The 14,215-nt window shown below is 72.2% G+C and carries 14 protein-coding genes; 6 read left to right on the forward strand and 8 right to left on the reverse strand.

Annotation, left to right across the window (positions count from 1 at the left end; translation table 11 throughout):
• Positions 1 to 152: 152 nt before the first annotated feature.
• The 3 genes from AB8A24_RS29405 to AB8A24_RS29415 all read right to left on the reverse strand — a co-directional run bounded on the left by AB8A24_RS29405 (position 153) and on the right by AB8A24_RS29415 (position 4,332).
• Positions 153 to 284, reverse strand: a complete 132-nt coding sequence (locus tag AB8A24_RS29405) for a SapB/AmfS family lanthipeptide (protein ID WP_202198001.1) — start codon at positions 282 to 284, stop codon at positions 153 to 155.
• Positions 281 to 2,956, reverse strand: a complete 2,676-nt coding sequence (lanKC, locus tag AB8A24_RS29410) for a class III lanthionine synthetase LanKC (RefSeq protein ID WP_369478042.1) — start codon at positions 2,954 to 2,956, stop codon at positions 281 to 283. Before lanKC ends, AB8A24_RS29405 begins: the two co-directional genes overlap by 4 nt.
• A 134-nt stretch (positions 2,957 to 3,090) precedes the next feature.
• Positions 3,091 to 4,332 carry a TerD family protein gene (locus AB8A24_RS29415; protein ID WP_328960276.1) on the reverse strand — a complete coding sequence of 414 codons (1,242 nt, stop codon included), beginning with the start codon at positions 4,330 to 4,332 and terminating at the stop codon, positions 3,091 to 3,093.
• A 149-nt stretch (positions 4,333 to 4,481) separates the two neighbouring features.
• Here AB8A24_RS29415 and AB8A24_RS29420 point away from each other — a divergent pair, with 149 nt between their 5' ends.
• Positions 4,482 to 4,796 (forward strand): NIPSNAP family protein, encoded by a 315-nt coding sequence (locus tag AB8A24_RS29420; protein ID WP_266480396.1) that lies wholly within the window; start codon positions 4,482 to 4,484, stop codon positions 4,794 to 4,796.
• 68 nt (positions 4,797 to 4,864) lie between these two features.
• Here the strand turns inward: AB8A24_RS29420 and AB8A24_RS29425 are convergent, their stop codons facing one another.
• The gene (locus tag AB8A24_RS29425; protein WP_266480393.1) at positions 4,865 to 5,077 is read right to left on the reverse strand and encodes a hypothetical protein; all 213 of its coding nucleotides are present in this window, start codon (positions 5,075 to 5,077) and stop codon (positions 4,865 to 4,867) included.
• A gap of 176 nt (positions 5,078 to 5,253) precedes the next feature.
• On the opposite strand from AB8A24_RS29425, the gene AB8A24_RS29430 reads away from it, so the two are divergent.
• On the forward strand, positions 5,254 to 5,463 hold the full coding sequence (locus tag AB8A24_RS29430; protein ID WP_328960275.1) for a hypothetical protein: 210 nt from the start codon (positions 5,254 to 5,256) through the stop codon (positions 5,461 to 5,463).
• Between the two features lie 39 nt (positions 5,464 to 5,502).
• On the opposite strand, the gene AB8A24_RS29435 is transcribed toward AB8A24_RS29430, so the two are convergent.
• On the reverse strand, positions 5,503 to 6,228 hold the full coding sequence (locus tag AB8A24_RS29435; RefSeq protein WP_328960274.1) for a TetR/AcrR family transcriptional regulator C-terminal domain-containing protein: 726 nt from the start codon (positions 6,226 to 6,228) through the stop codon (positions 5,503 to 5,505).
• A gap of 142 nt (positions 6,229 to 6,370) precedes the next feature.
• On the opposite strand from AB8A24_RS29435, the gene AB8A24_RS29440 reads away from it, so the two are divergent.
• Positions 6,371 to 7,117 (forward strand): DUF4386 domain-containing protein, encoded by a 747-nt coding sequence (locus AB8A24_RS29440; protein ID WP_328960273.1) that lies wholly within the window; start codon positions 6,371 to 6,373, stop codon positions 7,115 to 7,117.
• A 26-nt stretch (positions 7,118 to 7,143) separates the two neighbouring features.
• Here AB8A24_RS29440 and AB8A24_RS29445 read toward each other — a convergent pair whose 3' ends face one another.
• Complete coding sequence (locus tag AB8A24_RS29445; protein WP_328960272.1) at positions 7,144 to 8,238, reverse strand: polyprenyl synthetase family protein; 1,095 nt, start codon at positions 8,236 to 8,238, stop codon at positions 7,144 to 7,146.
• Positions 8,239 to 8,317: 79 nt separating this feature from the next.
• Positions 8,318 to 9,295 (reverse strand): threonine/serine dehydratase, encoded by a 978-nt coding sequence (locus AB8A24_RS29450; RefSeq protein WP_369478043.1) that lies wholly within the window; start codon positions 9,293 to 9,295, stop codon positions 8,318 to 8,320.
• A 74-nt stretch (positions 9,296 to 9,369) separates the two neighbouring features.
• Between AB8A24_RS29450 and AB8A24_RS29455 the strand changes: the two genes are divergently transcribed.
• On the forward strand, positions 9,370 to 10,272 hold the full coding sequence (locus AB8A24_RS29455) for a LysR family transcriptional regulator (RefSeq protein WP_328960270.1): 903 nt from the start codon (positions 9,370 to 9,372) through the stop codon (positions 10,270 to 10,272).
• Positions 10,273 to 10,449: 177 nt separating this feature from the next.
• Here the strand turns inward: AB8A24_RS29455 and AB8A24_RS29460 are convergent, their stop codons facing one another.
• A complete protein-coding gene (locus tag AB8A24_RS29460; protein WP_328960269.1) occupies positions 10,450 to 11,541 on the reverse strand; it encodes a PP2C family protein-serine/threonine phosphatase in 1,092 nt (363 codons plus the stop codon).
• Between the two features lie 590 nt (positions 11,542 to 12,131).
• On the opposite strand from AB8A24_RS29460, the gene AB8A24_RS29465 reads away from it, so the two are divergent.
• The gene (locus AB8A24_RS29465) at positions 12,132 to 13,049 is read left to right on the forward strand and encodes a cyclopropane-fatty-acyl-phospholipid synthase family protein (RefSeq protein ID WP_369478044.1); all 918 of its coding nucleotides are present in this window, start codon (positions 12,132 to 12,134) and stop codon (positions 13,047 to 13,049) included.
• Complete coding sequence (locus tag AB8A24_RS29470; RefSeq protein ID WP_369478045.1) at positions 13,046 to 14,209, forward strand: hypothetical protein; 1,164 nt, start codon at positions 13,046 to 13,048, stop codon at positions 14,207 to 14,209. Before AB8A24_RS29465 ends, AB8A24_RS29470 begins: the two co-directional genes overlap by 4 nt.
• Positions 14,210 to 14,215: the final 6 nt, after the last annotated feature.

Genomic DNA, 14,215 nt, shown 5'->3' on the forward strand with positions numbered 1-14,215 from the left:
GTGCCGCGCGGCCGCCCGCAGGGCCCGGTCGGGCGCGCGGGCGGCCGACGCCTCGCCGGGGGGATCGGGCACGGTCATCGGGTGCGGCCTCCAGGGGTGTGGTGCGGGCCCAGGCGGCGAACCGCCCGGGCCCGGGAGGACCTGATCCCTGATCAGTTACAGGTCGTGATGCTCAAGCTGCTGTCGCCGCAGAGCAGCAGGCTGGCGCGGCTGCCGCCACCGTGCGCGGCCTCGGTGGTCTCTTCCTTGGGGGTTTCCATCGACTGCAGGTCGAGAAGCGTCATGTCCGTTTCCTCTTCACTGTGGTGTTCCGATGGGACACGGCCCCCGCGAGGGGGACCGGCTCTGGGACCGCCGCGGCCGACCGCGGCGGAGGGAGGAACGGCAGGTGCGCGCGCCCACCGGGCGCGGCGCTGCCGAGGGCGAGGAGCGCACCGGCCGTGCCCGTGGACAGGTCCATGGACAGGCGCATCATCTGCTCGCCGGGGAAGGCCAGGAAGCCGCGGTACGGGACCGCGTGCCGGGCCAGGGCCTCCACCTGCCGGGCGATGTCCGCGGGGCCGGAGCCCGGACCCGGCGTGGTGGTCCGCGCCAGGTGGAGGATCATGCCGGCCGCGCCGCGGAACAGCCCGGGTTGGGCGTAGAAGGTCGCCTGGGCGGCGCGGACGATCTCCGGCCGGGCGCGTTCGAAGCGGTCGTCCCGCGCGTGCTCCAGCCAGTCGTCCAGCACCATGCCGATCCCTACGCTGCCAGCGCCGAGGTAGGGCATCGTGCGCCAGCCCTCGTCGACCTGCAGGGTGCCGAAGGCGCTGGTCACACAGCGGTCGAGATCTCGATGCAGGGACCGGCCGGCCCGGATCAGCCACTCCTGGTCGCGGGTGCGTTCGTAGAGCCGCAGATGGAGCAGCGCGGGACCGCTGTGCCCGTGGAGCAGCCCGGCCCGTTTCGGCCCGGACGTGGTCGCGGGATCGGCGAGGAGCTCGCCGCAGTGCAGGGCCGCGGCGTGCAGTGCGCCCTCGCCGGTGGCCGAGCCCAAGGAGTCCAGGGCCAGGCCGATGCCGGCGAGTCCGCCGTGCAGGTCGGGTCCGGCCGACTGCCAGGGCTGGCCGAGCAGTTGTTCGGCCAGGGCCAGTGCCCGGTCGCGGTGTCCGAGCCGTTCGAGGGTCCACGCGAGACCGGCGAGGCCGTCGTAGAAACCCAGCGGCATGCCGGAGGCCGGTTCCTTGGTCCGGGCCAGCAGCCATTCCTCGGCCTCGGGCCAGGGGTCGGCGCCGGTCTCGGCGAGCGCGTACAGCACACCGGCCGCGCCGTGGCCGAAGCCGGTTCCGCCGCCGGCGGTCGCGAACTGGGCCGGGTCCCCGGGGAAGAGGCGGTCCTCGCGGTCGAAGGTGGCGCTCGCCCGGATCGCCGCCGTCATCGAGGCACGGGCGGCCTCCCGGTCGTTCGGCTCGACGGGCAGGTAGCGGCGGGAGCGGGGTACGACCGGGCGACCGCCGGAACCCGCGCGGGAGGCGAGGCCGGAGCCGGCGTCGGGACCGGGGTCCGCGAGGATCTCCCGTACCGCCTCGTCGAGGAACGCACGGGGTACCGGGAACTGCTCGGCGGCGATGTCGGCCAGGTGCGCGGCCTTGGCCCGGTCCAGCACCAGCAGGCTGGTCAGCGGCAGGAACAGGGCGAGCCGCAGGCAGGCCAGGGCGTAGCGGTCGACGGCGAAACCGCGTCGGCCGGCCGGGGCGACGAACGCCGGGTTGGCGACGGTCTGGCGGAGCCCCTCGTCCACGTGCGCGGCGGCCTCGAAGTCGAGCAGCGCGACCGACATCCCACCGGTCGCCTCGTCCTCCGCGACCATGATGTTGAACAGGTGCAGGTCGTTGAAGACGATGCCGCGGGCGTGCACCGCCGCCACGGCCGCCGTCACCCGCCGATGGACCTCCAGCGCCCACCGGGTGTACTCCGCGAGCTCCGCTGGATCGGGGTCCGCCTCGATCAACGGGTGCCGGCGGGCGAAGTAGGTGTTGAGGGGCTTGCCCTCGAGGTACCGCATCACCAGGAAGTGGTGGTCGCCCACGGTGAAGGTGCCGTGGACCGCGGGCACACAGTCCAACCCGGCCAGTTGCTCCAGGGCCCTGCGTTCACGGTGCAGTCGGGTGACGGCGTCCGCCCCGTCGGCCGCGAGCCCCGCGAAGGGGCGCGCCTCCTTGAGGACGACCGGCTCGCCGGTGCGCACGTCACGGCCTGCGTAGACACCGCCGCCGTTGGAGAAGTGCAGGGCCCGTTCGACCGTGTACGGAAGGCCTTCGAGGGTGACGGCTGCGCGTCGGGCCAGGTGGGGCGCGAGGAACGCGGGCGGCTCGACCCACTCGGGCGGCTGGAACACCGGACCCCGCGGGTCCGGCACGAGCCGGCCGTCCGGGGTCTCGATCGCCGGGACGAGTTCACCGCGGTCGTCGTAGCAGTGCCGCAGGGTGAAACTCCCGTAACGCAGGTGCACGGGACCGTCGTTCCAGCGCAGATCGCTCAGGATGTACGGGCCGGGCTCCCCGGCCAGCAGCGCGTCGAGCTCCTCGGCGATCCGCCGGCACTGCTCCTCGTCCGCCGGGTACACGGTGAGGAACTTGCCGCTCGCCGCGCGGTCGGCGTACTTCGCGTTGCGCAGGTGCAGCAGGTACCGGCTCGGCACGAACTTGAACGCGATCCGGCGCTCCACGCAGTACGCGCGGACCCGTTCGAGGACGGACTCGGCGTTGTCCAGGCACGCCGAGACGTGGATCTTCCAGCCCTGGGAGGGAAGCCGGGCATCGACCGGCCGCAGCGCCAGCCAGTCCCCGCTGCGGTGCGTCTGCCACCCCGCCGGTACGGGGGCGAGCGCGGCCGGGTAGCTCTCCTCGGCCCGCCGGTACGGCGCGTCGTAGAACCAGCGGTCGGCGTCGCAGAAGGCGGCGTACCCCTTGTTCACTCCTGCTCCCTCGGTCGGTGACGTGCTCACGCTGTCACGCGGTCCGAGGGCCGCGACAGTCGCGGCTGTCACCGATGGGGTGTGCAGTACGCACGAGTCAACAAGGGGCCGAAGGGGGTCGGCGGGTCAGGTCGTCAGTCCTTGCTCGCCGACTGCCAGCTCATGTTCCAGCCGTACTCGATGTCCGCCGCCTGCTGCTTGAAGATGCCGGGCGCCGGCAGGAGGTACTTCGCCTCGCGCCGGACGATCAGCTCCCCGCCCACGTTCTCGATCAGGGCGATCGCGGCCACCGGCGAGGGGACGGTGCACTCGTCCAGGCGCACCTCGATCGGCGGACCGACGGGCGGATGAAGGGTGGCGACCCCTTGCAGGCCCGCGAAGCTGGTGGCCCCGGCGTAGATGACGACGAAGACCAGGACGCGCTTGATCTCGGCCGCGTGATCGAGGTTGATCATGAGGTTCTCGCCGGCCTCGCTCGCACCGGTCCGGTCGTCGTGGTCCAGCTGGATGTACGGCGGCTGGTGGAAGGAGCCGAACTGGTTGTCGATGGGGTGGACGATCCCCTTCGTTCCGTTCCGCAGCTCCCACAGGCAGGAGAGGTCGAGGTCGACGTCCTCCAGTCGGACCGCGTCGTTCCCCTTGCGCATCCACCCGCGCGGCGGCGCGGCGACGCTCCAGGTCAGATTGACGCGCATGCCCCCGGAGGTGGCCCCCTGCTTGGTCAGCGACACCGCGGGGGCCGCCTTCGTCAAGGTGATCTTCGACAGCCGTACCGGGCGCGCAGGCACGGGTGCGGTCACCTCCGGCCGCACGGGCGCCGGAACGGGCGCAGGCGGGGTCGGGGATGGGGCTGGATCGTCCACCGTGATCCCGAAGTCCGTGGCGAGCCCGGCCAGCCCGGAGGCGTACCCCTGGCCCACCGCCCGGAACTTCCACGCGCCGGCCCGCCGGTACAGCTCCCCGAGCACGAACGCGGTCTCCGACGTGGCATCCGTGGCGTCGAACCGTGCCGTCTCCTCACCGCTCCGCGCGTCCAGCACGCGTACGAAGAGGCCGGACACCTGACCGAACGTGCCGTCGGTGGAAGCCGCGACCACCACGGTCCCGATCTCCTCCTCCACCCCGGACAGCGTCACCCCGATCGTTTCGAGCACGCCCGCGCCGTCCTGGCGCCGCCCCTCGTGACGCACGGCACCACTGGGGTGCACGGGCTGGTTGTAGAACACGAAGTCGTCGTCCGACCGCACCTTGCCCGCTGCCGTCAGCAGCAGGGCCGACACGTCCACATCGGGCGTTCCGGGACCCCCTCGCCAACCCAGCTCCACCCGGACCGCGGCACTCGGCACCGGTACGTTGGCACCCTTCCGCATGGACATGCGGTTCCCCCTTCCGCTGCTTCACTCCGACTCCCGCAGCGTACGAGGATCCGGCCCGATCCCCGCCCCGAAGGCGGCGATTGCCTCCGCACCGCCTCGGGACCGCCTCCGGACCGGGGGAAGTCATGGGGTCCCGGCATGATGGGGCGGTGATCACCATTCATCTGAAGTACGAGATCGACGTCGACAAGCTCGCGGACTTCGAGGAGTACGGGCGCCGTTGGGTCCGGCTCGTCAACCGGTTCGGAGGTACCCACCACGGCTACTTCCTGCCCAGCGAGGGCGACAGCGACATCGCCTACGCCCTCTTCTCCTTCCCAGGCTTCGCCGCCTACGAGCAGTACCGCACGGACAGCATGTCCGATCCGGAGTGCCAGGCCGCCTTCGACCTGGCCCGCGAGACCCGCTGCATCAAGCGGTACGAGCGCCGCTTCCTGCGGCCGCTCGACGCCCCCGCCCTCTGACCCGTCCGGACCGGCGCCCGCCCATGACGGCAGGCGGGCACCGGTCCGGACCGAGCCGCGAGCTCACCTCACCCTTCGCGGTCCAGGACACGACGGGCCGCCTCGGCCTCCGCCGCGGGCGGTGACAACTCGTCGAGCGTGTCGAGCTCGTCGTCCGAGGCCAGCTCCCGCTCCCAGGCGGCCGCGAGCCGCTCCTGCTCCTCCTGCGGTCTGCTGGTGACGGCCTCCTGCTGCTGCGGTCCGAGAGCCGCGAGGAATCGCCCGACCACGTCCGTCGGCATGCCGTACTCCTTCTCGCCGTGGGGGAGGGCACCGGCCATCGCGATGCCGTGCCCGGCCCAGGATGGCGAACCGGGCCGGAGCGGGTGGTCCGACACGGCGGTCCGCCACCCGAATGCCCGCGCCCGGTACCGCCGGGCCGCGACCGGACCGGCGAGCGGTTCCGCGTCACGAGGGCGTGGAACCCCGCGCGCCGCACGCCACCGATCGCAGGACGCACCAGCTGCACCTCACGGAGCTCGGACGCGCGCGCTACGAGGACGCGCTCCCGGCCGTCCAGCGGCGCGAGGCCGAACTGGAGGTGGGTCTGACGCCCGAGCAGTGCGACGCGGCCTTCACCTGGATGTCGGCCCTGTCGACCGCCTGCCAGGAGACGGGGAGGAGCTGACCCGTCCCCGGTGGGACCCGGCGGGGGTCGTCGGGCGGCTCAGAGGGTGGATCCGGGCGCGGGCGTGGACGTCCAGCCCTGCCCGTGGAGTCGTTCGAACCCGTCCAGGAGGAGGTCCAGCGCGAACTCGAACTCGAACTGGTCGTCGCACCCCTGGCCGACGACCGTCCGCCGGTCGTGCGCCACCGCCCGGGCCAGCTCGGTGACGTGGGGGTACCGCCGGGCCATCGCCTCGTACGCGGCCGCCTGCGCCCCCTCGTCCTGCGGTGCGGTACCCGCCGGGTCCTCGAACAGCTCCTCGGTGAAGCCCAGTGCCCGGCTGCCGAGGGCGTGCATCACGTGGTGGGTGAGGTCGGTCGAGAAGCCGCCGGCCAGGAACGTGCCGATCACCGAGTCCAGGTACGCGAGCACGGCCGGCGTCGGGCTGGTGCGCGACCGGATCACCTGAGCCGCCCAGCTGTGCGCGAGGAGGGCGCTCCGCGCCCCGAGGATCCGCGTGCGTACCGCGCTCTTCCAGTCGGATCCGGGGGCCTGGCCCGCGATGCCCGCGACGACCACCTCCACCATGCCGTCCAGGAGTTCTTCCTTGTTGGCCACGTGCTTGTAGAGCGCCATCGGTACGACGCCCAGCTCCTGGGCGAGTCTGCGCATGCTCAGCGCCTCGATCCCGGCGCCGTCGGCGAAGGCCACGGCGGCGCGCAGCACCCGGTCCCGGCTCAGGGGGGTCCGGCGCGGTTCCTGCGGTTCCTGCGGCTGCTGGGGCATGGGGGCTTCTCCCTCGATCCGTTCCCGGAGTGGGTGGTGCGGGTGGCGTCCGTCGCGCCTTGACGAGTGTACGGCGTACACCTAGGGTGAGCGTCAACTGTCAGGTGTACGCCGTACACCCGTGAGGGAAGGGCTGTCCCGTATGAGCTCAACCAGGAGAACCGCGATCGTCGCGGGTGTGCTGTTCCTCGTCACCGAGATCGCCGCGATCGGCGGGCTCGCGCTCTACCGCCCCCTTCTGTCCGACGCCGGCTACGTCCTCGGGCCGGGCGCCGACACCCAGGTGTTCCTGGGGGCGTTGTGCGAGCTCGTCCTCGCGCTGGCGGTCACGGGCACGGGGGCCGTGCTGTACCCGGTCCTGCGCGGGCGCGGCGAGGGGGCGGCAGTCGGCTACGTCTGCGGGCGGCTGCTGGAGGCCGCCGTCATCCTCGTCGGGATCGTCAGCGTGCTGTCGGTGGTGACGCTGAGGACGCGGGCGCAGAGCGCGACGGGCGCCGACGGGGCCTCCCTGGTCACGGCCGGCCAGGCCCTGGTGGCCTTCCACGACTGGACGTTCCTGTTCGGGCCGAACTTCGTCCTCGGGGCCAACACGCTGGTACTGGCCGGCCTGATGTACACCTCACGGCTCGTACCGCGACCGCTCGCCGTCCTGGGGCTGGTCGGCGGGACGCTGATCTGTGCCTCGGCGACCGCCGTGCTGTTCGGGATCTACGAACAGGTCTCGGTGGCGGGGTCCCTCGCGGCGCTGCCCGTGTTCGCCTGGGAGGTGTCGTTGGCCGTGCGGCTGCTGGCCAGGGGCTTCGACGAGGGCGCGGGTGTGGGCGCCGGTGCGGGCTCCGGCTCGGCCGTGGGTGACAGGACCGCCGGGGCCGCGGCGGCCGTCGTGTGACGGTTCTCGTCGCCCCTCGCCGACTCTCAGGACATCCGGTCCACGTTCCACATCGGCAGGCCCCGGAAGAACTCCACGGCCTCCGCGCGCCAGTACGGTTCCCAGGACGCGGCCTCGGCGGCGGCCGCCTCCGCGTGCCGCCGGATCTCCGCCTTGAGCAGCCGGTCCACGTCGGCGGCGCGGGCGATTTCCCGGATCCGGCCCAGCGTTTCGTCCGGGCAGCCGGGATCACCGAGCGCGGCTTCGACGAGGGCGGCGTCGGCCCCGGTCGCGGCGGCCAGCACCGCGCGCACGGCGTAGGTGCGACGGCCCGAGCGGATGTCCGCCCCAGTGGACTTCATCTCGGCCGCCGGGTCGGCGCCGGACGGGCCGAAGAGGTCGAGGAAGTCGTCGCGCATCTGCTCGGAGATGCCCACCGACCGGGAGTAGCGGTGCAGGCGCTCGCGGTGCGGCGCCGGATCCTGACCCGCGGCCAGCAGCCCCATCGTCAGCGGCGCGAGGATCGAGTACCGCGCGCTCTTGAAGTCGGTGACGGTGTGCAGGAATTCCTCGTCGGGCAGGGTGTGGGAGTCCCGCTCCAGGTCGGCGATCTGCCCGGCCACGGTCTCCGCCGCGGTGCGCGTGTGCACGCCGAGCAGCGCCTGACGGAGCTCGGCGGGAACCTCGGCCTCCAGCAGCACCTGGGTGGACAGGAACGCGGCGAGGTCCCCGGCGAGTATCGCGAGCCCGAGGGCGGTGGCGTCCTGGCCGGGGAACTCCCCGCGGTAGGCGTAGTACGTCGAGGGACCGCCGCGGCGCAGGGGCGCGTCGTCGATGATGTCGTCGTGGACGAGCCCGTGTGTCTGGAGCAGTTCGATGCTCAGCGCGGCCTCGGCCAGCCCCGGTGTCTCGTCGGTGGTGACCAGCCGGGCCGCCTCGTACAGCAGCACGACCCGCAGTCGCTTGCCGCCGCGCATGGAGAACTCCCGCAGGAGTTCCAGGCAGCGGGGGACGTACCGGCTGGGCACCGGGACGTCGAAACGTTCACCGAGGCTGTCGAAGTACCGCTCGAACCGGGCGTCGAAGCGGATCCGGTGACCGGCGACGCGTTCCAGGGTGGCGGCGGTGACGTTGGCATGCATGAAGATCAGTATCGACGACCGGCCACCCCCGTGGGTCGGCCGCCGACGCCGGACGGCGCTCGACAACGCCACGGACCGTTCAGCTGACCGGGGCCGCCGCGGAGAGACAGGCCCGCAGGTCGGTTTCGCCGGCGTTCCCACCCGTGCACATGATCGCCACCCGTTGCCCCGCGAGGTCCTCGCGCGCCGCGAGGAGCGCGGCCAGCGATGCGGCGGCTGCCCCCTCGGCCACCGTACGGGCGTCACGCATGAGCAACCACTGAGCCCGCCGGATCTCCTCGTCGTCGACCAGCAGGAAGTCCGCGAGGTGCGCGCGGAGCAGACGCTGCGTCAGTTCGAAGCCCGACCCGGTGGCCAGTCCTTCCGCCGTCGTGGTGTTCGGACGCTCTACGCAGCGGCCCGAGCGCCACGAGTCGTGCGCGGCCGGCGAGTGGCGGGACTGCACCGCGATGACCCGGCAGCGCGGGCTGATCGCCGCCGCCACCAGGCAAGCGGGGGCGGCGCCGCTGCCACCGCCGACCGGCACGATGATCGCGTCGAGGTCCGGTTCCTGCTCGAAGACCTCCAGGTACGCGGTGGCCACGCCCGCGATCAGACCCGGTTCGTTCGCCGCGCCGACCAGGCGCATCCCGCGCCGGGGCGCGAGCTGCTCGGCGTGGCGGCGGGCCTCGTCGAAGTCCGCGCCGTACGCGACCAGTTCGGCGCCGAGACGGCGCACGGCCTCGGCCTTCAGGGGATGGGGGTTCTCCGGCATGACGATGGTGCACGGGACGCCGAAGAGCGCCGCGGCATGGGCGAGGGACTGCGCGTGGTTGCCCGTGGAGTACGAGAGGACACCGCGGGCGCGCTCGTCCGGGTCCATGGCGGCCAGCAGGGCGATGCCTCCGCGGACCTTGAAGGCGCCGGTCGGCTGCAGGTTCTCGTGCTTGACCAGCACCCGGACATCGGCGCCGACGCAGGCGTCGAGGGCCGGGTAGGAGAGCAAGGGGGTCGGGGACAGGTGCGCGCTCTGCAGACGACGCGCGCGAAGGACGTCGGAGATCGTCGGACTGTGCATGCCCTCATGCTGCGCAGGAGCCGATCCATAGGACAAATGCTAGTTTCCGATGAATCCATCGATATCATCGATGGATGTTCGACGAGAACCGACTCCGGGTGTTCGCCGCCATCGCCCGCGAGGGTTCGGTGACGGCTGCCGCCGCCGCCCTCCACTACGCGCAGCCGTCGGTCAGTCACCACCTCGCCAGGCTCGAAGCCGAAGCCGGGGTGCCGCTGGTGCAGCGGGCAGGCCGTGGCATCCGACTGACCGAGGCCGGCCGGCTGCTCGCCGACCGCGCGGAGGAGATCCTCGGCCGTATCGATTCGGCCCGGACCGAACTCGCCGCCCATGCCGGGCTGAGCGCCGGACGGGTGCGCCTCGCGGCGTTCCCCTCCGCGCTCGCCACGGTCGTACCGACCGTGGCCGCCGCCTTCGGCGTCGCCCACCCGGACATCGACCTGGCACTGACCGAGGCGGAACCCCCCGAAGCCCTGGCGGCGCTGCGACGCGGCGAGGCCGATGTCGCCTTCACCTTCCACCACGGCGACGGCCCACTCGGCGACCGCGAGGGCCACACCGTGACGTCGATCCTGCACGAGCCGCTCTACATCGTCAGCAGGGCCGGCGCATCCTGGCCCGGCCCGCCCGCCGACCTCGACACCTACCGCGGCCAACGCTGGATCGCCGGCTGCGAGCGGTGCCGCGCGCACCTCTTGTCGGCGTGCGGGAAACACGGCTTCACTCCTGAGATCGCCTTCGAGACCGACGACTACGTCGCGGCCCAGGCACTCGTCGCCGCCGGCCTCGGCGTCACCACGCTGCCCGGCCTCGCCCTGCGCGCACACCGCCACCCCGATGTGCGGATCGACCGCCTACCGGACGACCACCGCTTCGTGGACGCCGTCGTCTACGGAGCCCCACCGCTCGCGGCCCCGGTCGACGCCTTCCTGCGGGTCCTCGCGGAAACCGCCGTCGACACCGTCCCGTGGCCCTGAAGCCTGACCCGCCCCTTGAAAGATGGTCTCGTGGCACACCTTCCGACGGACGTACGGGCCGCTCTTCGATTCTTCCGTCGATGCCGCCGCACCGAGCCGCGGCACCGGGAAGCTCGCGCTCACCGCATACGGCCGCCGCCCGGGGCGCTGGGGTGGTGATCGAGGGAGCCCGCAGCCTCAGGATTCGCACAGACGTACGGCGAGGGCGGCGATGTCGTCGTCGAGGCGGCCCCTGCTGTAGTCGAGCAGGTCGCGGTGCAGAGCCGTGAGCAGCTCGTCGGGCGGCGTCGGGGGTTGTCGACCCATCCAGTCCGCCAACGGAAAGAACTCTCCGTCGCGTGCGCGGGCCTCGGCGATCCCGTCGGTGTAGAGAAGCAGCAGGTCGTCGGGGGCGAAATCGAAGGTGTCGACGCTGTAGTGGTCGCCGATCAGCTCCGCGAGGCTGAGCAGGGGTGAGGGGGTGGTGGGTTCGAGGGCGCGGACCTTCCCGGCGTTCAGGAGCAGAGGTGGGGGGTGTCCGCAGTTGAGGATGTCGATACGTCTGCCCCCGTGCGGGATCTCGACGAGCAGCGCGGTGGCGAAGCGCTCCAACGGCCCCTCGGGCGGGAAGGCGCCGTTGTACCGCATGCTGCTGGCATCCATGCGGCGTGCGATGGCGACCATGTCGGTCTCGTCGTAGGCGGCCTCCCGGAAGGCGTTGACGATCGCCGCGGCGGCCCCCACCGCGGGCAGGCCCTTGCCCCGGACGTCACCGATGAGCAGCCTGATTCCGAACGGGGTGTCGACCACCTCGTAGAAGTCCCCGCCGATCCGGGCCTCCGCCGCGGCCGCGAGATAGAGCGACTCGATCTCGACCCGGCCGAAGCGGCGCGGCATGGGGCTGAGCACCACCTGCTGTGCGGCGTCGGCGACGAGCCGTACCTGGAAGAGGGTGCGCTCGCGCTGGAGCCGGACATGGCTTCCGTACGCCGCGGCCACGGTGACCGCGATGATCCCCGCGGCCGTCCACCACGTCCCCAGGTCGGGGAAGACCATGCCGAGGCCGATCATCAGAAGGAGGCAGACCGTCCCGAGCAGGACAGTGGGGAGCACCGGCCACATGGCGGCGGCGAGGGCCGGCGCTGCGGGCAGGAGGCGACTGAAGGCCATCTCCGGGGGAGTGGCGTAGGCCAGGCTTCCGATGACGACGGTCAGGATGACCGGCGACAGCCGCACAAGTCTTCCCGGGCCGGGGCGCCGGCGGAGCCGCGGCCGTCCAGACTCGATCACACTTCATAGGATATCTACGTAATGAGGGCATAGCGCTCTGGCGACCGGAGTCGGCCGCCGGCCCCGGACCTTGGGGCCCCGTCGACAGGCCCTTCGGGATCGGGTGGCCGACAGCCGTCACGGCGAGCCCCGCACACGGTCCGACCAGGGAGAACGCGGGACTTCCGACCGCACCGGAGGCATCACGGCCCGCACCGTCCCGGGCCGGACCTCCTTGCGGACCGGCACTGTCCGCAACGGGGTGACGCCCGGCCACCGGCACCCGCCGGTGGCCCTCCGCACGGTCGCTATCTCGCCACCCTCACCGGCCCGGACCGAACCGGCGCCCCCGGACGCCACCGATGCGGCCTTCCGGACCTGATGTGGCCGTCACCCCGACCCGATCGGCCTCGGCCCGGCCCGACGACCGGTGCCGCTCAGCCCGCCACCGGCGATATTCGGACGCCGTTCCGTGTTGCTCCAGTGGGCTGACGCAGGGCCTGCGAAGTGCCACGATGATCCGTGCTTCGACAGTGCGCCGGACGGGACGCGGTGAGCGCGGTGACAGCGTGTCCCGGAGGCAGCCCTACCCCACGAAAGGGCGGACACCCATGCGCGTCACCCCCCTCGTAGCGTCCTTAGCCGGCGACCAGTGTTCGACCTCGGACGATCCCATACAGCTGTATTACAGCCGCAAGACCCAGGAGATCCTGCACAAGTACGGCCCGGGCCCCCGTGTCCACTTCCACGTGGGGCTGTACCCGGACGGCCCGCCGGACAGCACCGTCCCCCAGAGCGTGGTGAAGCAGCGCCTGTTCGACGCGCAGGAGCGGATAGTCGAGCACTCGGCCCGAGCGTGGGGCGCGCACGAGGCGCCTCCGCGGCGGCTGTTGGACATCGGCTGCGGCCTGGGCGGCACCTCGCTCTACTGGGCGCAGGAGCACGGAGCTTCGGTCACCAGCCTCACCGTCGCATCCGAACACATCCCGATCGTCCGGCACTTCGCCCTGCAGGCCGGGGTCGGGGGGCGGGTGAACCCCGTACTGGCGGATGTGCACGACCTCGACGAGACCCGCGCGTACGACGCCGTCTACGCCAACGAGAGCAGCGGCTACACCGACCGGACCCGGCTCTTCGAGGTCGTCGCCAAGGCGCTGGAGCCCGGCGGATGGTTCGGGATCCAGGAACACTTCGTGGGCCGCTCCACATGGCGCGAGTTCATCGACGGCTATTACAGAACGCGACTGGGACTCAGAGGGGAATACCTGGCCGCGGCCGAGGCGGTCGGGTTCGAACTCGTGCACGAGGAGGACGTGACGGACTCGGTGGCGGAGTTCTGGGTGCAGTCCATGGCGTGGAACACCGCCGAACTCGACCGGCTCCGCGCGGGGGCCGACGCACAACCCGGCGCGTGGTCCGGCGAGCGGCTCGAACAGTCGACGCTCGCCCACAGCAGGTTCTTCCGGCTCTGGCGTGACCACGCGGTGCAGACGCGGTTGCTGCAGTTCCGGATCGGGGGCCGCCGATGACGGTGTCACCCGTACCCGTACCCGTACCCGCATCCGTACCCACCCCCGCGTCGCCACCGCCACCGGCGCCCGCGCCGCGTCCCTCGCGCCTCGGTGCGCGCCTGCCGTCCTTCTACTGCCCCCTGGAGCGCGACCTCGTCCATCCCCGGGCGAAGCAGGTGGAGACCCGGGCGGTCGAGTGGCTGGACGCCTTCGGCGTCTACCCCGATCCGGTCGAGCGCGCCTGGGGACTGGCCACCCACAGCGCCGACTTCTCCTGCCGCATCATCCCCGACGGGAGCGTCGACGCCCTCCAGCTCTTCACCGAGTGGAACTACTGGGCCAACGCCGTCGACGACTGGCAGGATTCGGGCTCCGACGAGGTCGGGACGGGCGCCGTCGTCGAACACGGCGTACGCCTGCTGCGCACCATCGAGGACCCGGGGGCGTCCGTGCTGCCCGACGGACCGATGACCCGCGCGCTGCTGGACCTGGTCCACCGTACCCATGCCCTGCTCACGCCCTACGAGCTGCGCAGGTTCGTCGAGGGGACGCGCGACTGGCTGCTCGGAGCGGCCTGGCGGGCCGCCCAGGCCGAGGCGGGGGTCATGCCCGGGCTGAACGACTTCGTCGCCATGGGGCCGTTGGCGAACGGTACGCGCTTCTCGCTGACCTGGTCCGACGTCGCGCGCGGGGACCGACTGCCGGCGGAGGTGCTCTGCTCCCGCGCCCTGACGGCACTGACGGACGCGGCGGGATTCGTCGTCAGCGCGGACAACGACCTGTTCTCCTACGACAAGGACGATCACCTGGAGCCGCGGGAGGTGAACCTCGTCAACGTCCTCGCCCACCAGGAGAACTGCTCGCCCGCCGCGGCCGTGCCGCTCGCGGTGGCCCTGCGTGACCGGGTGATGGTCCTCTTCGTGACGCTCCGGGCGCGGCTGGAGGCCGACGCGGACGCGGAACTGCGCCGACACCTGGCGGCGTTGGGCCACTACGTGGCCGGCTCCATCGCCTGGCAGAGCCGCGCGCCGCGGTACGCGAGCCCACGCAACCGGCACGAACTGCCCCTCGCCGAAGCCCGGTTCGCGATCCGGTACGCCGATGTTCCCAGCCGCACCGGAACCGAGCCGCCGGACGCGCCAGCCCTCGCCTCCTGGTGGCGGCACGTACGCGACTGAGCAAGG

The sequence above is a fragment of the Streptomyces sp. BF23-19 genome (genome assembly GCF_041106355.1).
Taxonomy (GTDB): Bacteria; Actinomycetota; Actinomycetes; order Streptomycetales; family Streptomycetaceae; genus Streptomyces; species Streptomyces virginiae_A.